The sequence below is a fragment of the Streptomyces sp. NPDC004051 genome, from assembly GCF_053604275.1.
This window is the reverse complement of record NZ_JBSGHG010000047.1, coordinates 22,043-42,180: the sequence shown is the minus strand read 5'-3', so window position 1 is coordinate 42,180 and position 20,138 is coordinate 22,043. Positions and strand designations below refer to the sequence as shown.

General features: G+C 74.1%; 15 protein-coding genes and 1 pseudogene. 3 read left to right on the top strand and 13 right to left on the bottom strand.

The genetic code is table 11. The features are described 5' to 3' along the window. Positions 1 to 33: 33 nt before the first annotated feature. Genes ACWEQO_RS31400 through ACWEQO_RS31375 form a run of 6 tightly spaced genes read right to left on the bottom strand, consistent with a single transcriptional unit; the run spans position 34 to position 6,298 of the window. On the bottom strand, positions 34 to 1,683 hold the full coding sequence (locus tag ACWEQO_RS31400) for a phytoene desaturase family protein (RefSeq protein ID WP_361460375.1): 1,650 nt from the start codon (positions 1,681 to 1,683) through the stop codon (positions 34 to 36). After that, a complete protein-coding gene (locus tag ACWEQO_RS31395; RefSeq protein ID WP_361460373.1) occupies positions 1,676 to 2,182 on the bottom strand; it encodes an SRPBCC family protein in 507 nt (168 codons plus the stop codon). Before ACWEQO_RS31395 ends, ACWEQO_RS31400 begins: the two co-directional genes overlap by 8 nt. Before the next feature lie 58 nt (positions 2,183 to 2,240). Next, complete coding sequence (locus tag ACWEQO_RS31390) at positions 2,241 to 3,158, bottom strand: oxygenase MpaB family protein (RefSeq protein ID WP_452986056.1); 918 nt, start codon at positions 3,156 to 3,158, stop codon at positions 2,241 to 2,243. Between the two features lie 49 nt (positions 3,159 to 3,207). Then, on the bottom strand, positions 3,208 to 3,474 hold the full coding sequence (locus ACWEQO_RS31385; protein WP_361460371.1) for a hypothetical protein: 267 nt from the start codon (positions 3,472 to 3,474) through the stop codon (positions 3,208 to 3,210). A gap of 35 nt (positions 3,475 to 3,509) precedes the next feature. After that, on the bottom strand, positions 3,510 to 4,097 hold the full coding sequence (locus tag ACWEQO_RS31380) for an AMIN-like domain-containing (lipo)protein (protein WP_452986055.1): 588 nt from the start codon (positions 4,095 to 4,097) through the stop codon (positions 3,510 to 3,512). Next, on the bottom strand, positions 4,094 to 6,298 hold the full coding sequence (locus ACWEQO_RS31375; RefSeq protein ID WP_361460369.1) for a SpoIIE family protein phosphatase: 2,205 nt from the start codon (positions 6,296 to 6,298) through the stop codon (positions 4,094 to 4,096). The genes ACWEQO_RS31380 and ACWEQO_RS31375 overlap by 4 nt, the downstream gene beginning before the upstream one ends. Before the next feature lie 380 nt (positions 6,299 to 6,678). Between ACWEQO_RS31375 and ACWEQO_RS31370 the strand changes: the two are divergent. Then, positions 6,679 to 6,990: pseudogene (locus tag ACWEQO_RS31370) on the top strand (MMPL family transporter); the annotation flags it as partial. Between the two features lie 84 nt (positions 6,991 to 7,074). Here ACWEQO_RS31370 and ACWEQO_RS31365 read toward each other — a convergent pair. After that, a complete protein-coding gene (locus ACWEQO_RS31365) occupies positions 7,075 to 9,021 on the bottom strand; it encodes a DUF1996 domain-containing protein (protein WP_452986066.1) in 1,947 nt (648 codons plus the stop codon). A 346-nt stretch (positions 9,022 to 9,367) separates the two neighbouring features. Beyond that, positions 9,368 to 10,000 (bottom strand): GNAT family N-acetyltransferase, encoded by a 633-nt coding sequence (locus ACWEQO_RS31360; protein ID WP_361460367.1) that lies wholly within the window; start codon positions 9,998 to 10,000, stop codon positions 9,368 to 9,370. Between the two features lie 103 nt (positions 10,001 to 10,103). On the opposite strand from ACWEQO_RS31360, the gene ACWEQO_RS31355 reads away from it, so the two are divergent. Next, entirely contained in the window at positions 10,104 to 11,213 is a 1,110-nt protein-coding gene (locus ACWEQO_RS31355; RefSeq protein ID WP_452986054.1) for a YihY/virulence factor BrkB family protein, read from the top strand. Between the two features lie 48 nt (positions 11,214 to 11,261). On the opposite strand, the gene ACWEQO_RS31350 is transcribed toward ACWEQO_RS31355, so the two are convergent. Then, a complete protein-coding gene (locus ACWEQO_RS31350) occupies positions 11,262 to 11,714 on the bottom strand; it encodes a flavodoxin family protein (protein WP_361460364.1) in 453 nt (150 codons plus the stop codon). 144 nt (positions 11,715 to 11,858) lie between these two features. Here ACWEQO_RS31350 and ACWEQO_RS31345 point away from each other — a divergent pair, with 144 nt between their 5' ends. After that, positions 11,859 to 12,536, top strand: a complete 678-nt coding sequence (locus ACWEQO_RS31345) for a class I SAM-dependent methyltransferase (RefSeq protein ID WP_361460363.1) — start codon at positions 11,859 to 11,861, stop codon at positions 12,534 to 12,536. Here the strand turns inward: ACWEQO_RS31345 and ACWEQO_RS31340 are convergent. From ACWEQO_RS31340 to ACWEQO_RS31325, 4 genes are all read right to left on the bottom strand, one after another. Next, complete coding sequence (locus ACWEQO_RS31340) at positions 12,508 to 12,849, bottom strand: ArsR/SmtB family transcription factor (protein ID WP_361460362.1); 342 nt, start codon at positions 12,847 to 12,849, stop codon at positions 12,508 to 12,510. The genes ACWEQO_RS31345 and ACWEQO_RS31340 overlap by 29 nt on opposite strands. A gap of 185 nt (positions 12,850 to 13,034) precedes the next feature. Next, positions 13,035 to 14,771: a SulP family inorganic anion transporter gene (locus ACWEQO_RS31335; protein WP_452986053.1), complete on the bottom strand. Its 1,737-nt coding sequence runs from the start codon at positions 14,769 to 14,771 to the stop codon at positions 13,035 to 13,037. A 167-nt stretch (positions 14,772 to 14,938) separates the two neighbouring features. Beyond that, entirely contained in the window at positions 14,939 to 15,544 is a 606-nt protein-coding gene (locus ACWEQO_RS31330; protein ID WP_361460358.1) for an Rv1733c family protein, read from the bottom strand. 226 nt (positions 15,545 to 15,770) lie between these two features. Further along, positions 15,771 to 20,138: an HAD-IC family P-type ATPase gene (locus tag ACWEQO_RS31325; protein WP_452986052.1), complete on the bottom strand. Its 4,368-nt coding sequence runs from the start codon at positions 20,136 to 20,138 to the stop codon at positions 15,771 to 15,773.

Here is a 20,138-nt window from a genome sequence, read left to right as displayed (position 1 = left end):
TCTCGCCTCCGCCTGTGGTCGTCGGTGTTCCGGTCATCCGCCGTCGGCCCGGGCGCCCGGGCCGGGTTGTCTGCGGCCGGTGCGGTCCCGGCGGGCCAGCAGGCGTTGCACCCGTGCCAGATCCGGCGTCAGGTGCCGGCGCAGGGCCACGCGGGCAGCGTTGGCGCCCGGCGCGCCGTGGACGCCGCCGCCCGGATGTGCTCCCGCGGACGCCAGGTACAGCCCCTTCACGGGGGTCTCCGGTCGTCCGGTGCCGGGTGTCGGGCGGAAGAAGAGCTGCTGGTGCATGGCCGTGGTGCCGCCGTTGATGGCGCCGCCGTGAAGGTTCCGGTCGAGGGACTGGAGTGTCGGCGGGGCGAGCACGCGCCGGGCCCGGATCCGGGAGCGGAACCCGGGTGCGAACCGTTCGACCTGGCGCTCGACGCGGTCGGCCATGACCTCCTGCTCCCCGGTGTCCCAGGTACCGGTGAGTCCCTCGTCGCCCGCGTCGCCGGCGACGGTGTGGGGCACGTGGGTGTAGGCCCACGCGGACTCGGTGCCCCGGGGGGAGCGGGTGGGGTCGGAGGTCGTCATCTGCCCGAACAGGCAGAAGGGGCGGTCGGGGACCCGGCCCATGGCGAGCTGGGCCGCGAACCGGGTCAGTTCGTCGACGCCGTCCGAGAGGTGGACGGTGCCGGCGCCCGCGGCCTGCTCGGCCTGCCAGGGCACCGGGCCGTCGAGTGCCCAGTCCACCTTGAAGGTGGCGAAGTCCCACTGGAAGCGCCGCAGATCGGCCACCAGCTGGGCGGGAAGGTGCACGGCGTCGACGAGTTCGCCGTACAGGGCCGGTACGGACACGTCCGCGAGGACGGCCCGCCCGGCGCCGATCGTCTCGCCGTCCGCGGTGCGCACCCCCACCGCCCGGCCCTCGCGCACGACGATGCGGTCGACCCGCCGGCCGCAGTGCAGCAGGCCACCGCGTGCGGCCAGCCGGCGGGAGAGTGCCTCGATGAGGGCGCCGGAGCCGCCGGACGGCACGGGGAAGCCGTAGGTCTGTCCGAGCATCGACATCAGCCAGCCGAAGCCCCCGCTGCCCGCGGCCTCCGGTGCCAGGTCGGCGTGGAGCGCGTTGCCGGCCAGCAGCAGCCCGCCGCCCTCGCCCCGGAACTCCTCCTCCCCCAGGCGGCGGACGGGCAGTACCAGGGTGCGGGCCATCCGCAGGCCGCCCGCGCCGCGCAGCCGGACGGCGAGCCGGGCGGCGGAGCGGACCGGGGGGAACGGGGTGAACAGGGAGTTCAGGAGGTCGGGGCGAAGGTCCTGCCACACGTCGTGCAGCCGTCGCCAGGCGGCTCCGTCGCCCGGCGCGAAGGCATCCAGGGAGTCGGCGGTGACATCGACCCTGCGGTCGAGCACCGCACACCTGCCGTCGCTCAGCGGGTGGGCCAGGACGTGCGGGGCATGGCTCCAGCGCAGTCCGTGGTCCTCCAGGCGGAGCCCGCCGAGCACCGGGGAGGCGGCGGCGAGCGGATAGAAGGAGCTGCAGAGGTCGCTGACGAAGTCCGGGTCGACGCCCCGGTCGTGCCGTACCGCGCCGCCGGGTTCCGGCTGCTCCTCCAGCACTTCCACACTCCAGCCCGCGTCGGCCAGGAGGTTCGCCGCCACGAGTCCGTTGGGGCCTGCCCCGATCACCACGGCGTCAGGCACGAGCTCCTCCCGGGCCGGGTTTCGGCGACACGACCTGACCGAGGGGGCGGCGACGTTCCTCCTCGGCGGCCTCGGCCTCGCAGAGCTTCGCCAGCCTGGCGAGCATGGCGCGGTGGCGGACCTGGAACAGGGCTTCCACGGCCGCGTTGTGCAGGCGGCCGCCGACTCCGCGCAGTGGATGCTCGTCCACGAGCACCAGGCACTGGTCTCCCCACGGCCGCAGCTCGATGGCGATGCGCGCCGTGCCGAGGGGACCCGCGTTGGCTTCGAGTTCCAGTGCCTCGCCCTGCTCACAGCGTCGGACGACCGTCTCGTTGGACAGGCGGAGGGGCCCCAGCCGCACCTCGTAGCGGATCGCCGCGCCGAGCCGGGGCCACTGGCCCCGGACCGGCTCCGAGGCCGAGGTCCCCACCACCCACTGTGCGTAGCGACGGCCGTCGGCGAGGACGTCCCAGACCGTCTGCGGACTCGTACTGATCAGACGATGACGAACCGCCACTTCGACCTCCCGTGTCCGAACGGCGCCAGCCAGCACTGAGTGCCCCGAATCAAAGGTGTCAACCGGCGACGCCCTGCCCCGGCCGGGGCGGACGAGCACGCTGTCCGACCGGGCCGGGGGGCGGAGCCAGCGCCCAGCGGATGCCCGCCGTGACGGCGGTGCCGAACGGGCGGACGAGCACGCCCTCGGCGGATGCCGCCCGGGGCAGCCACAGCGCGCGGGACGCCCAGTTCGGCAGCAGGGACACGGCGCCGGCGGCGAGGGCGCCGTAGGGCAACCGGGCGAGGACCGGAACGGGCGGGTGGAACAGCAGGAAACGCGCCGCGCCGCGTGCCTCGGGGGTCGAGCGCAGCTCCCCGCGGTAGTCCGCCATCCGGTCGGCGAGTTCGGCCCGGCTCCCCGGCGGGTCGGGCACGCCGAGCGCGGTGGCGATGCGCGCCATGTCCGCCACGTAGCCGTCGCAGCCCTCGTCGTCCAGCGGACGGGCGCCGTAGCGCTGGTGGGCGCGGAGGAACATGTCGACCTCCGCGATGTGCACCCAGCACAGCAGGCGGGGGTCGGCGGCGTGGTACTCGTGGCCGTCGGCGGTCGTGCCGCGCACCGTCTCGTGCACGGCCCGTACCCGGTCGACGGCCTGCTGGGCGCCGTCGGCCGGGCCGTAGGTGGTCATGGCGAGGAAGGTGCTGGTCCGCTGCAGGCGGCCCCACGGGTCCCCGCGGAATCCGGAGTGCCCGGCGACGGCGGCCATGGCCAGCGGATGGAGCGACTGGAGGAGCAGGGCCGACAGCCCGCCGATGAACATCGAGGCGTCCCCGTGCACCTGTCTGACGGGCCGTTCGGGACCGAACCAGCGCGGTCCGGGCGTGCCGTGGATACGGGCACGGTTGTCCCGGCCGTCCGGTCCCGCCACCCGGGAGAAGATCGCCTCACCGATCCGGCCGCGCACCGCCCGGCCACCGTCCGAAAGGAGTCCCATGGCTCACTCCCGCCTCCTCGTGCCCGCGCCGGCCGGCGCGGGCACGTGTTCAGGGAACATCGCCCTTCCAGTCGAACACACGCCCGCCCCTGCCGCGGGGCACGTACAGGGCGCGGCCGCCCGCGCCGTAGCGGCCTATCTCGGTGGGCAGCCCGACACCGCCCCGCAGCTCCCCCTCGGAACGGTCCGTGATGTCCAGCAGGAGACCGTCCAGCGGTCCTCCCGCCAGCTCCGCGTACGACCGCCCGTCGCGCGGCCCCGGATCGTCGTGGTCCGCTCCGTAGACCCTGCCGCGCATGAACTCCAGCTCGTCCATACCGGCAGGGTGGCATCCGCCACTGACAATCGCGTTCAGCCCGCGTCCGTCCAGCCGTGGGCGACGTCGATCACCAGGCGGTCCGGGAGCTGCAGCACCCTGAACGGCAACCGGGTGCGCACCCCGAGCCCGATCTGGGTGTCGCCCTCGAAGCCGGCTGCGAACCGCGCGTCCCTGAAGGTGCGGTACCCGGTCAGGTCCACTCCCGGCAGAGGCTGTCCGGCGCGCGCGGGGTAGGTGGGCCTGCCGGTCTCGGGGTCGTACGGCGGAGCGGCCACCCGCACTTCCAGGACGGCGCCGCCGGCGACGGGGACGGGCCGGCCGGAGCCGTCCTGGTACAGCCGGTCGACGTACCGGACCGTGTACCCGATGCCGCTGCCGCCCGCTCCCGGCAGGTCGACGACCATCCGGTCGTAGCAGGTGTGGTGTCCGGTCCTGACGTCCCGGACCGATGTCGTCGTGGCCGCGGGAGCGGTTTTCACCAGGCTGCCCCAGCCGGTGGGGCACGCCGCGGACCGGGACGTCGCGGCCTGCGGGGAAACGGCCTGGGCGGGGACCGCCGCCGCCCCCAGCATGCCGCCCACGAGCGCCAGCGTCATCCACATTGCTCTTGTTTTCGTCATTTTCGCCCCCAAGGGTCGCCTCCTGCTGATATCGGGTGAGACGAGCGGGTCGCGCCGAAGGTTGCACCGGGGACGCCCTCGCCCTGTTCCGTGGCCCGCAGGAGGAGGACGGTGATGTCGTCGGCGGACTGGCCGGTGCGCTCCGTGGGGTGCAGGAGGCGCTCGATGAGCCGGTGCAGGTCCAGGTCGGCGCCCGCCGCCAGACGTTCGGCGAGCCGCTCGGTGGCCTGGGTGGCGTCGGTGCCGGGGGCCTCCACCAGGCCGTCGGTGTAGAGGGCGAGGACGGCGCCCGGGGGAAAGCCGACGGTGGTGACCGGATAGTGGCCGCCGGTGCCGATGCCGAGCAGCGGTCCGGGTTCGAGGTGCACCGCGTCGGCCCGTCCGGGGGCACGGCGCAGCATCGGCGGGACGTGGCCGGCGTTGGTCAGGGTCACTTCGTGGCGTGCCAGGTCGATGTGGGCGTAGAGGCAGGAGACGAGCAGCTCGGAGTCCAGGTCCGCGAGCAGCCGGTTGGTCCGGGCCAGGATCTTGTCCGGGGCCGCGCCGGCTGCGGCGTGCGCGTGGACGGCGAGACGGACCTGGCCCATGAGGGCCGCCGCGGTGACGCCGTGGCCCTCCACGTCCCCGATGACGGCGGCCACGGTGGCGTCGTCGAGGGGCAGTACGTCGTAGAAGTCGCCGCCGACGTCGAGGCCGGGCCCGGCGGGCAGGTAGCGGACGGCGACGTCGAGGCCGGGCACGGTGGGCAGGGCGCGTGGCAGCAGGGTCCGCTGCAGGGCGGCGACGAGGTGGTGCTGGGTGTCGTAGAGGCGGGCGCGGTCGAGGGCCTGGGCTATCAGGCCGGCCAGGGAGGTCAGGACGGCCCGTTCGTCGGCGGTGAAGGTGTGCGGCCGGTCGTAGGACAGGACGCAGCAGCCCACCGGTCGTCCCGAGATGGTCAGCGGGAGGAAGGCCCAGGCCGTCTTGTCGCTGAGGTGGACGGCGCCGGGATACCCGGCGGCGATCTCGTCCCGGCTGCCGAAGAAGGCGGCCGTGCCGCCGGCCAGGACATCGCCCGCGGGGGTGAGTTCCGTGTCCAGGTCCAGGGCGTCGAGCCGTTCCACGACGTCGCCGGGGTAGCCGTGGTGGCCGACGATCCGCAGCCGGCCGGCCTCGGCCGAGGTGAGCATCAGGCCCTGGGCCCCGAAGGCGGGCAGTATCTGGTGGGCGATCAGGTCCACGAGGTCCCGCACGGTCACCGTCTCGGTGAGCGCGGCGGCCAGATGGACCAGCTGGTGCAGGCGTCCCATGGGGGCCGGCTCGGGGCGCGGCAGGTCCGCGGGCAGCGGCAGGACCGCGGTGTACTCCTTCCGGGGGGTGACACGGACGCTGATGCCACTGCTGCCCGGATGGAGTTCGAAGGTCAGCCACTGGTCCGGGGGGCGGCAGGCGGCATAGGTCACGGGTACCCGGCTGACCACCGCAGTGCGGTAGTGGTCCTCGTAGACCGGGTCGTCCAGCCAGGGCAGGGACTGCCAGGGCCTGGTGCCGAGGAGCTGTTCCGTACGACGGCCGAGCAGGCGGGCGGCGTCGGTGGTGAGGAAGGTGATCCGGCCCTCCAGATCGAGGGACACCGCTCCTTCGGGCAGCCGCTCCAGATAGTCGCGGGCGGCCGGCTCGGTCTGCGCCGGGCCGGCCACGGCGCCCGGGGTGACGATCTGCGGCCGGTCGTGGAGGGTGGGCGGCCGGGAGCTGTCCTCCAGGAGACGTGCGAGGTGACGCGCGCTGGCCGTGATGTTGTGCCGTTCGCGGTCCGTGACGTGCTGCGGGTGGTCGGCGGGCCACATCAGGCCGATGGCGCCCCAGCAGCGGCGGGCCCCGGTCAGGGGCATCGCGGCCATCGCGAACGGGTACGGCAGGACCGCGGCGATCCGGGGGTATCTGCGCACCATCTCGTCCTGACCGCCGATCCAGACCAACCGGTCCTCCCGGACCGCGTCGGTGACGGGAGTCTGTGAGATCGGGGAGAGCCGCTGCCACGGGGTGCTGAAATCCTCCGGGATCCCGCTCAGCCACCCCAGGCGCAGCACCCCGGCCACCGCGTCCAGCAGGTAGAGGGCCCCGGCCGAGGCCCCGGTGCGCCGCACCGTGGCGGCCAGACCCGCGCCCAGCGCCTCGTCCAGCGACGCGGCGCCCAGGAGAGGCTCGTTCATCCCGGACATCACGGCCTCCGCTCCGGCGGCAGGAAGGCTGCCCGCCCGTCAGCGAGGGCGCGCGGGCGCCCGCTGTTCCCCTCAGGGAGGTACACGTTCCCTACCCGGACGGTACGCCCGACCCGCCCCGCGGGCATGTCCTGGCGGCCCGTACCGCGCGGTCCGAGATGCCGGGGTGATCCTCTCCCCATGTAATGGGGAGAGGCCAGGACCGGCTCGGCCTCGGCACAGGACGGGCCGGAGAGCCGGGCAGAGGAGACCACGCCCATGCCTGCGAAGCACGGCGGAGACGAAGCGCGGGGCGGGCACGGGGCGGGAATGCTGCGGCGGCTGGGCGAGTGGTGCGCGCGGCACTTCGTGATCGTCCTCGTGGCCTGGCTGGTGGCCCTGGTGACGCCGAGGACGCGGTCGCCCACGCCCTGGAGATCACGGCGCGGGTCGTCACCTGCGCCGCGCTGATCATGGTGAGCGTGTTCGCGGCGTTCATCATCAGCGAGAACATCGTGGTCAAGATGCCGGGTCTGGGCCTCGCCGTCAGCGTCCTCATCGACGCCACCGTCGTACGCCTGCTGATGGTGCCCGCCGTCATGATCCTGCTCGGCCGGCACGCCTGGTGGACACAGCGGTGGCTGGATCGGGTCCTGCCCCGCATCGACACGGAGGGCGAGGGCGCGCCGGCGCCTTCCCGGAGGCCCGGATGACGGGACCTACGCGACGGCGGCAGGCCCCCGCGGGAGCCTGCCGCCGTCATGCCCACCCGCGCCTCGCCGCGCGGGACGCCCGGGTCAGGTGCGGCGCACTCGGCGCAGCATCACGAAGCCGGCGATGACCAGGACCGCGCCCGCGGCCGCCGGCCAGAGCTGGGCACCCGTCTCGGCCAGACCGCCGCTCACGGTCTGCGGCTCGGTGGCGTCGGCCGCCGCGGTCTGCCGGCCGCCGTCGTCGGTCGCCGTGCCGATGCCCGGCGTCTCCTGGCCGGCGCCGTCGCCCTTGGGAGCGGTCGAGGCCCGGACCTCGGGCTGCTTGTCGCCGGGCGGGGTGGTGGCGTCGTCACCCGCGGGCTCCTCGGTGGCCGGGGCGTCGGCCGGGGGCTCCGAGGGGTTCTCCTGACCGCCGTCACCGGCGCCGGGCTTGTCGCCCTTACCGCCCTCGTCGCCCTTACCGCCCTTGTCGCCCTTGTCGCCCGGCTGGGCGGCGCCGTCACCGGGCTGCTCGGCGCCGTTGTCGTTGCCGCCGTTGCCGTTGCCGTTGCCGTTGCCGTTGCCGGGAGCCTCGGTGGGCTCCTCCGACGGGTCCTCACCCGGCCGGCCACCGCCGTCGCCGGCGCCGACGCCGCAGGTGCGGCCGCTGTTGATGCAGTCGACCATCTCCTCCATCAGGTCCTCGTCGAAGACGTTGATGAAGTCGCCGTGGTCGGTGCCCGGCTTGTGCAGCTGCTCCGGGAAGGAGTCCACGGCGAACAGCGGGGTCGTCGCGCCGCCGTCGTTCAGGCTCGGCGCGTCGACGTCGTAGACGATGCGCTGGACCAGCTGCGGCACGGGCGTGAAGCCGGACGGGCAGTTGCCCTGGGCGTCCATGAACGCCATGTGCGTACGGTGGTTGGCGCTGTCGGTGTTGCGGCCGTCCCAGCAGCTCTGGAAGTCGAAGGTGCGCACCACGTCACTGCCCTGCGGGCACAGCGGGTACTTGTCCTCGAGCTGCCGGTCCTCGAAGCCGGTGCAGCTCCAGGACGCGTTGGCGTTGGCGGGGCCGTTGACGAACGACTTGGCGTCACCGGTGATGATGCGCAGCAGCCGCGGCATGGCCGTGACCTCGCCCCGCGGGTTGCCCACGAACGTCAGCGTGACCTCCTTGGGGGTCACGATCTCACCGACGTTGCCCTCGATGCCGCCGCCGGGGGAGTTGGCGTCCCGCTCCTCGGTGCCGTTCTGCAGCCGCAGCACGGGCCAGTAGTACGACGACTTGTCGCCCTGGTCCTCACAGCTGGTGTCGGCCGCCGCCAGCTGGTCGTCGGTGGAGAAGGCGTTGGTGGCCTGGTTGCCGATGTAGTCGTGGAAGTGGTGCGCGCCGTTGGCGACACCGGGGGCCGCGATCACGTTGTCCGAGTTGAACAGACCGTTCTCGTTGACTCCGCAACTGCTGACGAAGGTGCCCTTCGAGGCGTCCGCCGTCAGGTCGGGCTTGACCACGTTGGGCTGGACGCTCGTGATGTCCACGAAGTCCGCGGCGACGGGCCCGTTGCCCGCCTGTCCGCCGTTTCCTCCGCCCTGGTCCTGGCCTTCGCCGCCCCCTTCGTCCTGGTCGCCCTCCTGGGCGTTCCCGTCCTGGCCCTCTCCCTGCTGGGCGGACGCGTTCCCGGAGTCACGGACGGAGCAGCCGGCGAGTTCACCGAGGCCCTCGGGGCGCTCGCCCTCCTCCTCCATGGCGGCCGCGATGCGTCCGAGAGTCGCGGAGCGCTCCTTCTCGAGCGGGTCGATGACCTTGTCGTCGGCGACGCCGGGGTCCTGCTGAATGGCCTGCGCGGACTCCCCCAGACGTTGGTAGGCCTGGGCGATCTGCTCGTCCAGCGCGGCCAGTTCCTTGTCGACGTCCGGCCGCGCCTTCTCGGGGACCGTGGTCAGCTCGGTCGCCACGTCGGGGCAGTCGATGGTGGTGCCGCCGAGGACACGCGCCTGACCGGCCCCGCCCACGGCGTCGTCCTCCGTGGCGGAAGCGTAGACATTGGCCGCCATCAACCCCCCTCCGCCCAGGATCAGCGCGACCGCGGCGAAGGTCGCGCGCTGTGGACCTCGTGGGCGTCTGCGTGTGTTGCGTGCCAAGGCGGTACTCCTACGCTTCTGTCGCGGGGTGGGCATGGGATTCCCACGCCCCATACGTAGGTGCGTCGCGGTGTGTTCAAGTGCCTCACTGTTTCTTCGGGAATTCTCATGAACTCCCGGGAACCGCAGGGGCGCCCGGGCACCCCTGCGGTTTCCGCCCGACTCGGCCTGTACGACGTGGAGTTGGGAGACCGGACGGCTGAAGCAGCCACGGGACCAAGGAAGTTCTCGTCCGCCGGCTGCCCGGCGCACGGTGCCCTCAGAGCCGGTCGTGGTCCCGCGTCGAGCGCCCGAGGCAGGTGACGGAAGCGTCGAGGAGCACCTCGATCTCGTGGAAGCCCATCCGGTCGTAGAAGGCCCTGGCGGAGCCGTTGGCCTTCGCCATCACCAGGTGGACCGCGGGCACCCCGCGGTCGTGCAGCGCCTCGAGGAACGTCCGCATCAGCTCCCGGCCGTACCCGCACCCCTGCCACCGGGGCAGCAGGTCGATGTGCAGGTGGGCGGGGTAGGCCGCCAGTTCGGGGACGGTCATCCGCTCGGGGTGGTGCAGGAGCCAGGCCATCTCCTCGTCCGGGTTCCCGGGCAGCCCGTCCGGCTCGGGGTACCGATCGGCGACCAGCGGCAGCCACGCGGCACGGAAGTCCCGCGCGAAGCGGGGCGTGTCGGCGGCGCCGAGGACGTAACCGACCGCGCGCCCCTTCCCGTCGTCCAGGACGAAGACGAGTTCCGGCTCCAGGTGGACGTAGGGGGCGGCGAAGACCGCCGGGAGGATGCCGGGGTCACGGTAGTGGGGGCGGGCGTCCTGACCGTTGTGCGCGGTGCGGACGCAGATGTCGTCGAGGGCCGGCCGGTCCTCGCGGCGGTACGGACGAATCACGGGAGAGGAGACCATGCCCGGCATCCTGCACGCTCTGGGAGCGCTCCCACAACCTTGTTCCGTTCCCGCGGCCGCTCGTGCGCGGAGTGATCTCCCGTTCCGTGGTTACCCGGAGGTCATGAAACTGAATGTCCCGGGACGTCACAAGCGGTCCGTCGGTGACGCTCCGGACCCGAAGCACCCAGGCCCGGACCCGAAGCACCCGAGCCCGGATCCGGAGCTTCCGGACCGGGAACCGGCGGAGCGAGGACCGAGTGACCAGGTGGAGCGGTCGGCACCGGACACACCGGCCAAGCTCCCGAAGGGGGCCTGGGGTGCCGCGCTGAAGGGCGCGCTGCGCGAGTTCAAGGACGACGAGCTGACCGACCGGGCCGCCGCGCTCACGTACTACGGCGTGCTGGCGCTGTTCCCGGCACTGCTGGTGCTGGTCTCGCTGCTGGGCATCACGGGCCGCTCGACCACGGACAAGGTGATGGAGAACGTCCAGCAACTCGCCCCCGGGGCGGCCCGCGACATCATCACCCGGGCCGTCGACCAGCTCCAGGGCAACGCGGGTACCGGTTCGGTCATGGCGATCGTCGGTCTCGTGCTCGCCCTGTGGTCGGCGTCGGGCTATGTGGCGGCGTTCATCCGCTCGGCCAACGCGGTCTACGACATACCCGAGGGACGTCCGGTGTGGAAGGTGCTGCCGGTGCGGCTCGGGATGACGGTCGTGCTGATGGTGCTGGCCGTGGTCAGTGCGCTCATCGTCGTCTTCACCGGTGGTCTGGCCCGGCAGGTGGGCGGCACCCTGGGCATCGGGGACGCCGCCCTGACGGTGTGGTCGATCGCCAAGTGGCCGGTGCTGGTCGTCCTGGTGACGATCATGATCGCGCTGCTGTACTGGGCCGCCCCGAACGCCAAGATCAGGGGGTTCAGGTGGATCACCCCCGGCAGCTTCCTGGCCCTGCTGATCTGGCTGGCCGCCTCCGGCGGGTTCGCGTTCTACGTCGCCAACTTCGCCTCGTACAACAAGACGTACGGCACGATGGCCGGTGTCATCGTCTTCCTGGTCTGGCTGTGGATCACCAATCTGGCGATCCTGCTGGGTCTGGAGGTCGACGCGGAGATCGCCCGGCAGCGGGCCATCGCCGGTGGTCATCCGCCGGACGCCGAGCCGTACACCCGGCCTCGGGACACCCGCGCCTGGGACGAGCAGGCCCGGCGCCGGGTGGAGGGAGCGGACTGATTCCGCCCCTGAAGCCCGAACGAACCAGTCCGTCACTCCATCAGCCGGTCACTCCATCAGTCCGGCGGCGAGCGTGGCGCCCAGTTCCCAGCACCTCTCGACGGCGGCCTTGTCGGGTTCGCCGGTGACGGTCACCGCGTCCGCGGCACGCCGCCAGCCGAGGCCCTTGGTGATGGACTCGATGCCCCGCACCGCCCCGGTGACGTCGTTGCCGCCGTGTACGTAGTAGCCGAACGGCCGGCCCCGGGTGGTGTCGAGGCACGGGTAGTAGACCTGGTCGAAGAAGTGCTTGAGCGCCCCCGACATGTAGCCGAGGTTCGCCGGGGTGCCGAGCAGATAGCCGTCGGCGTCCAGGACGTCGCCGGCCGTGGCGGAGAGCGCCGCCCGCCGGACGACCCGGACGCCCTCGATCTCCGGGGCGCCGGCCCCGGACAGGACCGCTTCGAACATCGTCTGGCAGTTGGGCGAGGGCGTGTGATGGATGATCAGCAGAGTCGGCACACCCCGACCCTGCCGTGCCGGCCGGAGCCTTCGCAAGCCGGTCCGGGGGCGGGAGAAGCGCCGGAAGGAGCAGCGGGAACGGTTGTGGGGGCGGCTCGGGGGTGGCACGATGCCCGGCATCGACACGCGGAGGCGGGGTGCGTCTTGGCCGAAGGGGATCGCAGGTCACCGGCGGCGGCGGTGTTCGACGCGCTGGGCAGCGACTACGAGAGGGCGTTCGCCGCCTCCGAGGCGCACCGGAGCTCGCTGGCGTGGCTGCTCGAACGGCTCACGCCCGGCAGCCGGGTGCTGGACGTGGGCAGCGGGACGGGCCGGCCCACGGCCGCCGCGCTCGCCGCGGCCGGTCACCGGGTGCTGGGGGTCGACGTGTCGCCGGTGATGGTGGAGATCGCGTCCCTGCAGGTGCCCGGGGCCGAGTTCCGCTGCGGTGACGTCCGCGAGCTGCCGCTCGAGGACGGTTCCCTCGATGCCGTCTGCGTGTACTTCGCCCTGCTCCAGATGTCCCGTGCGGAGCAGACGGAGCTGGTGCGGCGGCTGGCCCTGGCTCTGCGTCCCGGCGGGCTGTTCGCGCTGGCCACCGTGCCCCTGGACGTCGAGGGCCTCGACGGTGTCTTCATGGGGCAGGGCGTGCGGGTCACCAGCTTCACCGCCCAGGCCGTGACCGCGCTGGTGCGCGAGGCGGGGCTGACGGTGCTGTCGCAGGAGAGCGTGCTGTTCGTCCCGGCCCACCCCGACGCCGTGCCGGAGCCCCAGCTCTTCCTGCACGGCCGCCGCGAGGGCCGGGAAGCCGGGGCTACGGAAGCGGTTTCGACTCGCTCCTGAGGTCGGCGAGGAGTTCGGCCTGGCCGGCCAGCACTCCGGACAGGATGGTGCGGGCCACCCGGAGCAGCTCCGCCACGTGCGGGTTGGTCAGCGAGTAGTACACGGTCGAGCCCTCCTTGCGGCTGACCACGAGGTTCGCCCGGCGCAGTACCGCCAGTTGCTGGGAGAGGTGGGCCGGTTCGATACCCACCTGGGGCAGCATCTCCGAGACGGCGTGCTCGCGCTCGCTGAGGAGTTCCAGGACCCGGATGCGGGCGGGATGGCCCAGGGTCTTGAAGAACTCGGCCTTCAGCTGGTACAGCGGCATGGTCATCGTGCCGTCCCCTCTCCGGTTCCCGGTTTCCGGCGCGCCGCCCCGGCCCCGTCGTCCGGTCCGAGGTCCCTCGCCCCACCTGTGCGTCGTCGGCACCCGACCTCGCCGTTCTCTGAGCTTTCCGACATTAGCAACTCCGTACATCCCCGTGTTCCGGTGGCTCTGCCGGCCGGTTCCCCGGTCGGTCAGGGCCTGTTCGGCGGCCCGGTGGGCGCGGCGGCCGACTGCGGGGCCCTGGGCGCGGGCAGGACGCCGGCGAGTTCCAGGTGGTCGCGGGCCGCCCGGATCGCCTCCGGCGTCGTGGCGTACTCCCGGCCCTCGCTCCGCAGCGACTCCAGCGTGCCGACGGATTCGAGGACCTTGCGGTGCTCGGGCCGGACGCCCGAGATCATGACGACGATGCCGCGGCGCCGCAGTTTCGCCACCGCGTCCTTGAGCACCAGGGCGCCGGTGGCGTCGATGACGCTCACGTGGGAGAGGCGCAGGATGACCACCCGCACGTCGGCGAGTTCGGTCAGTTCCAGCAGGAAGCGGTGGGCGGCGGCGAAGAACAGCGGGCCGTCGACGCGGTAGGCGACGATGTGCTCGGCCAGCAGTTCGCGTTCCGCCTCCGTGTGGTCGCCCCGGTCGAGCGGGAGCGGGGCGAGGCGCGCCTGCCGGGCGACGGCACTCAGCGCGAGGAGGCCCGCGACGGCCAGCCCGATGATCACGGCGAGGACGAGGTCGAGGGCGAGGGTGGCGACGGCCGTGAGGACGAGGACCAGCCCGTCGGAGCGGGTGGCGCGGGCCATCGCGCGCAGCGAACCGACCTCGATCATGCGGACGGCGGTGGCCAGGAGGACGCCCGCCAGCGCGGCGAGCGGGATCTTCGACACCAGCGGGGCGGCCGCGAAGACGATCACGGCGAGGACCGCAGCGTGCGCGAGGGCGGCCAGTCGCGAAGTGGCTCCGGTGCGGACGTTGACCGCGGTGCGGGCGATCGCGCCGGTCGCGGGGACGCCGCCGAAGAGCGGCGAGGCGATGTTCGCCAGGCCCTGGCCGAAGAGTTCGCGGTCCGGGTCGTGCCGTTGGTTGACGGTCATGCCGTCGGCCACGGAGGCGGACAGCAGTGACTCCAGGGCGGCCAGCGCCGCCACGGCCACGGCGGGTGCGATCAGTCCGGCCAGTGCGCCGGTGTCGAGGAAGGCGAGCGAGGGGGTGGGCAGGCCGGAGGGCAGGTCGCCGATGGGGCGTACCCCGTCCAGTCCCGCGACCTGGACCACGAGCGTGGCCGCGATCACGGCCAGGATGGAGAACGGGACGGTCGGCCGCAGGCGCGCCCCGATCAGCATCACGGCGGCCACCGAGAGGGCCAGGGCGACGGCGGTCCAGTCGGGCGTGCGCGCGAACTCCTCGAACGCCCGCCAGGCCACCACCAGCACCCGGTCGCCCTCGGGTATGGGGACGCCGAGGGCGTTGGGGATCTGCTGCAGTGCGATCACGCACGCGATGCCGAGTGTGAAGCCCTCCACCACGGGTGCGGGCACGTACCGCATGCTGCCCCCGGCCCGCAGCAGCGCCAGCACGACCAGGATCACGCCCGCCATCAGTCCGACCGTGAGCACGCCCGACGCGCCGTGGTCGGCGACGATGGGGACGAGCACCACGGTCATCGCCCCGGTCGGGCCCGAGACCTGGAGGTTGGAGCCGCCGAACACGGCGGCCAGCGCACCGGCGATCACCGCGGTGGCCAGTCCCGCCTCCGCGCCGAGCCCGGAGGAGACGCCGAATCCGAGGGCGAGCGGCAGCGCGACGACCGCGACGGTCAGTCCGGCGAGCAGGTCGCGGCGCGGATCGCGCCGCATCTGGTCGAGGTCGCCACGGGCGGGCAGCAGCGACGTGATCCGGGTCCAGACTCCGGCGAGCAGCAACGGCACCGACACAACCCCTCGACTTCCCGATGGTTCGGAGTCCCGTCGCAGGGCGTGCCCAGGGGGTCACGACGACGGGTACACCAGTCAATGATGTAGGCAATTGCTAATTTTTGCAATTCAGCAGATCGTGAATGCCGCACATGGTCTGTGCGTGTCCCGCTCGGAGCGCGCGTCCGTCAGCCCGTCATGCGCTTCCGCCAGGTCGGCTCGACCAGCCGCCACTCGGCCTCCCAGGCCGCCGCGCACCGACGCTGGAGCCGCCCCTGGACGAGTCGTCCACCGAGCAGAACCAGCCCTCCGCTCGCGGCCGCGACCGTGAGGCCCGCCATGACGATCTGGAACCGGGCGTCCGCTCCCCCGGGCGGTTCGGAGACCAGGTGCCCCCTTCCGTCCGTCCACACGGTGACCACGCTGCCGGCCCTGCTCCCGGAGTCGGTCTCCGCCCGGCCCGTGCGGACGGCGCCGTCGGGGGCGGTCCACCGGACCTTGGCCCACACGCGACCGCTGCCGTCACCGTTCTCGGCCACCGGAGCGGGCAGCGCCCGTGCCGCGTCCCCGACCAGTGTGGCCTGGACGGTACGGGCCTGGGCGCGGCGCTCCGCGAGGGAGCCGTCCACCGCCCCCGCCGCCGCCAGGCCGGTGAACACCCCGGCCAGGAGGGCGAGGACGAGGGTGGCGAGCAGCAGCCAGGCCTCTGTCAGATCGCTGCGACGCCGCAGCGGGTTCTTGCGCCAGCGCCACGACCACGCTCTGCGTGGCCGCGCACCACGCGTCCGCGCCATGGGATGCCACCTCCTCGCGCGGGTGCCGGGGGCCACGGCGTGCCGCGCCGGTGTGTCGGACCGGCCGGTTCGTCGGGCCGCGACGCCTCCTCTCCAGGGTCCGTCACCGGGGCCGTTCGACGCATGGGCCGAACGGCCCCGCCCTTCCAGTCTGAGCGCATCCGGAGGGTTCCGCTCGGGCCGCCGCCGTCCCCGCCGGCGGCCGCTTCCTCCTGGAGGAGAGCTCCTACGCCACCACCGGCCGCGCGATGCCGCTGCGCAGCAGGGGCCGGACCTGCCGGGCGCCGTCCCTCAGGCTCAGGGCGAGGCGGGAGAGCAGCTCGTACAGGCGCCGGACCGTCTCCAGGCGTTCCAGGCGCGGTGCGAGCGCCGAGAGGGCGATGGCCAGCGTCACGCCCGTCAGGGCCACCGGGCCCAGCGGGGTACAGCCGAAGAAGTGGCTGACGCCGGGGGTCTGGACGAGGGCGGCGAGCACCGCGGCGGAGCCCAGGGCCGTCGTCCACACCAGGAGGCTGTGCCGGCGGCCGGAGAGGGTCTGCACGAGTTGGGCGCCGACCACGCCGCACAGGGCCATGGTGGTGGAGCGGCGGTTGCTGCCGGGGGTGAGGCGGCCGATCAGGTACGCGGTGACCGCGCCGAGGCAGGTGGTCACGCCCCGGCGCCGGATGGCGCGCAGCAGGGGGGCGCCGAGGACGTCGAGGCCCATCGGGCCGGTTTCGGCACGGGCCGCCGTCGACGGGTCGTCGCTCGGGGTCACCGCCACCGCCATCGCCGGGAACATGTCCGTGAGCAGGTTGACCAGCAGCAGCTGACGGGTCGACAGCGGTGAGGAGCCGGCGAGCAGGGTGCCCAGCACGCTGAAGCCGACCTCGCCCGCGTTGCCGCCGATGAGGATGCTCACCGCGTCGGCGACGCTGCGCCACAGCGCGCGGCCCTCGCGGACCGCGTCGACCAGGACCGACAGGTCGCCGGTGGTGAGGACGAGGTCGGCGGCGTTGCGGGCGGCGGCCGAACCGCGCGCCTCGATGCCGACGCCCACGTCGGCGGCGCGGATCGCCGCGGCGTCGTTGGCGCCGTCGCCGGCCATGGCCACCACCCGGCCCGCCTGTTGCAGCGCCTCCACCACATGGAGTTTCTGCTCGGGCGCGACCCTGGCGACGACTCCGGCGCCGTGCAGGGCGCGGACCCGGTCGCGGCGGCCCATGGCGACCAGTTCGTCGCCGGTGACCACCTCGGTCTCCTCCGGCCAGCCCAGTTGCAGGGCGATCGCGCGGGCGGTCTCCGGGTGGTCACCGGTGAGCATGACGGGCAGGATGCCGGAGCGGCGCAGCTCCGTGAGGAGGGCCTGCGAGGTGTCGCGCGGGACGTCCGCCAGGGCGATCAGCCCGACGAACTCCAGATCCGCGAGCTCGGCCTCGAGTTCGGCGGTGGCGTCCGGGCCCCGGCACGGCCGCCGGGCGACGGCGAGAACGCGCAGCCCCTGCCCCGCGAGGGTGTGGGCCGTTCCGGTCGTGTCGTCGGGCAGGTCCCGGCAGGCCGGGAGGACCGTCTCGGGGGCGCCCTTGACCACGAGGAGGTCACCGGCGCCCGGGTGGGCGCCGCCGTTGTCCCGGCCGACGGCCGCGGCATAGCCCCGGCTGGCCTCGAAGGCGAGCTCACCGCTGGGCGCCCAGTCCTCGTCGGGCGGTGCGGCGTCGAGGACCGCCTCGTCGGTGGCGTGCGCGACCCGGCGCCCCTGGTCCGTCTCCACCTGCGGGCAGGCGCGGGCGGCCAGCCGTACCACCGCCACGGCGGGCTCGGCGTCCGGGGCGAGGACGGTGCCGTCGGCGGTGGCGGCCCGGACCAGGCGCAGCCGGTTCTCGGTGAGGGTGCCGGTCTTGTCGAAGCAGACGGTGTCGACCCGGCCGAGCGCCTCCAGGGTGCGGGGCGTGCGCACCAGGACGCCCCGCCGGGACAGGCGGCGGGCCGCCGCCATCTGGGCGACGGTCGCGACGAGCGGCAGTCCTTCGGGGACGGCGGCGACGGCCACCGCGACCCCGCCGCTGACGGCCTGCCGCAGCGGGCTGCCGCGCAGCAGCGACAGCCCGGTCACCAGGGCGCCGCCGGTGAGGGTCACCGGCAGTGCCTTGCGGGTCAGTTCCTGCAGCCTCGCCTGGACCCCGGCGGGCGGTGGGGTGCGGGCGGCGAGCGCGACGGCGCGGCCCGCCTCGGTACGGTCGCCGGTGTCCACCACCAGCGCGACGGACCGGCCGGCCACGACGGTGGTGCCCTCGAAGACCATGCAGGTCCGCCCGCTCACCGGCGCGCCGGGGGTGGCGTCGACGTCCTTGGCCACGGGCAGGGACTCGCCGGTGAGCGCCGACTCGTCGACCTCCAGCCCGTCCACCTCCAGCAGTCGTGCGTCGGCCGGCACGACGTCGCCGGCGGCGAGGCTGATCCGGTCGCCGGGCCGCAGCCGGACCGCGTCGACGGTGGTCGTGCGCCTGCGGGCGTCCTGCCGGCGTGCCTTGGGCTGCTGGCGGGCGGCCAGCCGGGCGAGCGCCTGTTCCGCGCGCAGCCGCTGGAGTCCGCCCGCCACGGCGTTGAGGTCCATGGCGCCGACGACGAGCAGCGCGTCGACGAGCGAGCCGAGCAGTGCGGAGGCGAGCGCCCCGGTGGCCAGGACGGGCGTGAGGGGGTCGTCGAGTTCGCGGCGGACGGCACCGGCCGCCTGCCAGGTCCAGCGGGCCGGGGCCGCCGCGGGGGTACGGGCGAGCCGGGCCGCCCGTCGGCGGGACCGGTCGGCGAGCAGGGCGAGACCGCGGGGTTCGGCGTCGGTCGCGTGGCTGCTCAGCCGGTCGCGCGCCTCGTGGGGCTCCAGCGCGTGCCAGGGCACGTGCAGCCGGGGTTCGGGCGGCGTGGCGCGGGCCACCCCGACGGCCTCGGCCCAGCCGGAGAGCAGGGCGCCCGCCGCGGCGGTGTTCACCGGGGCGTGCCGGGTGAGCCGCCGCCAGGCGCGGCCGCCGGGTGTGCCGCCGCGGGCCACCATGAGCCCCGACAGGGCGGCGCCCGCGCGGGCCAGGACCTGCGAGCGGCGGCCGACCCGGCGGACCGCCGGAATGGCCGTCAGCAGCCGCCACACGTCGGCCGTTCCGCCCGGGGCGAGCACGTCGGCTCCCCAGGTGATCGCCGCCCGGGTGTCGGTGAGGGCGACGGCCACGTCACCGGCGGACAGCCCGTCCGCCACCTCGCCGTCACCGCCTTCGGCCACCCGGGCGACGCTCACCACGATGTGCCCGTCGTTCTGCAGCGCCCGGACGACGTCGCCGAGCGGCATGTCCGCCGGGGCCGCCTCGTCCGCGAGCCGGGTGATGTCCTTCAGGTCGGGGCCGCCCGTGATCACGACGTACAGCCCGGCCCGGCGGGCCGCGTCGAGGACGGCTTCGGCGAACGGGTCGACCGGGTCGTCGAACGCGGTGGTCCCGCCGTCGGCGTCCGGGGTGTCCAGGGTGTCCGGGGTGTCCGGCGGGCGGCTGCGCAGGGCGTCGGCGTGCAGGACGAGGGAGTCGGCGATCTCCAGCTGCCGCAGGCGCTCCCCACTGCGTACGAGCATCCCGGACCGGGCGAGGAAGGTGCCGAGGGCCGCCTGGAAGGCGGCCGGGCCGTAGCGTGCCGCCTTGGGGGACCCCGCGAGGACGGCCTCGGCCGCCTCCTGGGTCTCGTGCGTGACGAGGAGGGCGGCGGCGGCGCCGGCCAGGCTGCCGGTGCCTGCGTGGGCCGCGTAGGCCTGGGCGGGAGTGACCCGCAGCGGTGGGCGGCTGTCGGTGAGGCCGGGGATGCTGACGCGTTCCTCGGTGCAGAGGTCGTCGTGCAGCGCCTCGAAGGCCGCGGCCCGGGCCACCGCCTCGGTCAGCTGGCCGGCCCGCAGCAGTCCGTCGAGGAGCAGGGACATCGGGGACTGCCCGGCTCCGTGGGCGGCGGCGTTGGCGGCGGCGAGGAGGAGCTCCATGCCGTTCCGGCCGAACCGCTGCCGCAGCAGGGCGCGGAAGCGGGGGTTCTCACGCATCAGCGTGACGGCGGCGGTGACCGCCCTCGGGGTCCGCGGCAGGCCCAGCGAGCGTCCGGCGAGGGCCCCGGCCGCGCCGGTGGCGTCCAGCAGCAGCGCGGCGGCGCTGACCCGCACCTGGCGGGGGTCGCCGGGGTGCGGGGTCCCGTCCTCCTCCGGATCGGCGTCCTCGCTCAGCCCGAGGCGGGCCGCGAGCGCGACGGCCCGCTCGGTCACCCGGTCGCCGGCCGCGTCCTCCGCCGCCGTCACGACGAGGCGGGCCAGCCCCTCGTCCCAGTACGCCGTCAGCACGTCGGGATGGTCGAGGAGTTCGGCGGCCACTTCGCGGGCGAGCGGGCCGGCGTCGCCACGGGGATCCCGCAGCGCCAGGTGGACGCGGTGTCCGGCCCGCCAGTGCCGGCCGCCGCCCAGTGCGTTGCGGGCGACGTTGCCGATGCGGCGCGTCGTGTCGTGGACGGACGTCACGCCCCGGGCCGCGCTGCGGGCGGCGCCTGCGGCGGCCCCCGCCGCGGTCCCGGCGAGGGGAGCGAGGTCGAAGCGTGTGAGCAT

What these genes read in the sequence shown, in the direction of transcription:
- ACWEQO_RS31330 (WP_361460358.1), bottom strand. Translation starts at nt 15,544, where the DNA reads ATGGCGCGGACGCGTGGTGCGCGGCCACGCAGAGCGTGGTCGTGGCGC.
- ACWEQO_RS31325 (WP_452986052.1), bottom strand. Translation starts at nt 20,138, where the DNA reads ATGCTCACACGCTTCGACCTCGCTCCCCTCGCCGGGACCGCGGCGGGG.
- ACWEQO_RS31380 (WP_452986055.1), bottom strand. Translation starts at nt 4,097, where the DNA reads ATGACGAAAACAAGAGCAATGTGGATGACGCTGGCGCTCGTGGGCGGC.
- ACWEQO_RS31385 (WP_361460371.1), bottom strand. Translation starts at nt 3,474, where the DNA reads ATGGACGAGCTGGAGTTCATGCGCGGCAGGGTCTACGGAGCGGACCAC.
- ACWEQO_RS31390 (WP_452986056.1), bottom strand. Translation starts at nt 3,158, where the DNA reads ATGGGACTCCTTTCGGACGGTGGCCGGGCGGTGCGCGGCCGGATCGGT.
- ACWEQO_RS31375 (WP_361460369.1), bottom strand. Translation starts at nt 6,298, where the DNA reads ATGTCCGGGATGAACGAGCCTCTCCTGGGCGCCGCGTCGCTGGACGAG.
- ACWEQO_RS31340 (WP_361460362.1), bottom strand. Translation starts at nt 12,849, where the DNA reads ATGACCATGCCGCTGTACCAGCTGAAGGCCGAGTTCTTCAAGACCCTG.
- ACWEQO_RS31355 (WP_452986054.1), top strand. Translation starts at nt 10,104, where the DNA reads ATGAAACTGAATGTCCCGGGACGTCACAAGCGGTCCGTCGGTGACGCT.
- ACWEQO_RS31365 (WP_452986066.1), bottom strand. Translation starts at nt 9,021, where the DNA reads ATGGCGGCCAATGTCTACGCTTCCGCCACGGAGGACGACGCCGTGGGC.
- ACWEQO_RS31360 (WP_361460367.1), bottom strand. Translation starts at nt 10,000, where the DNA reads ATGGTCTCCTCTCCCGTGATTCGTCCGTACCGCCGCGAGGACCGGCCG.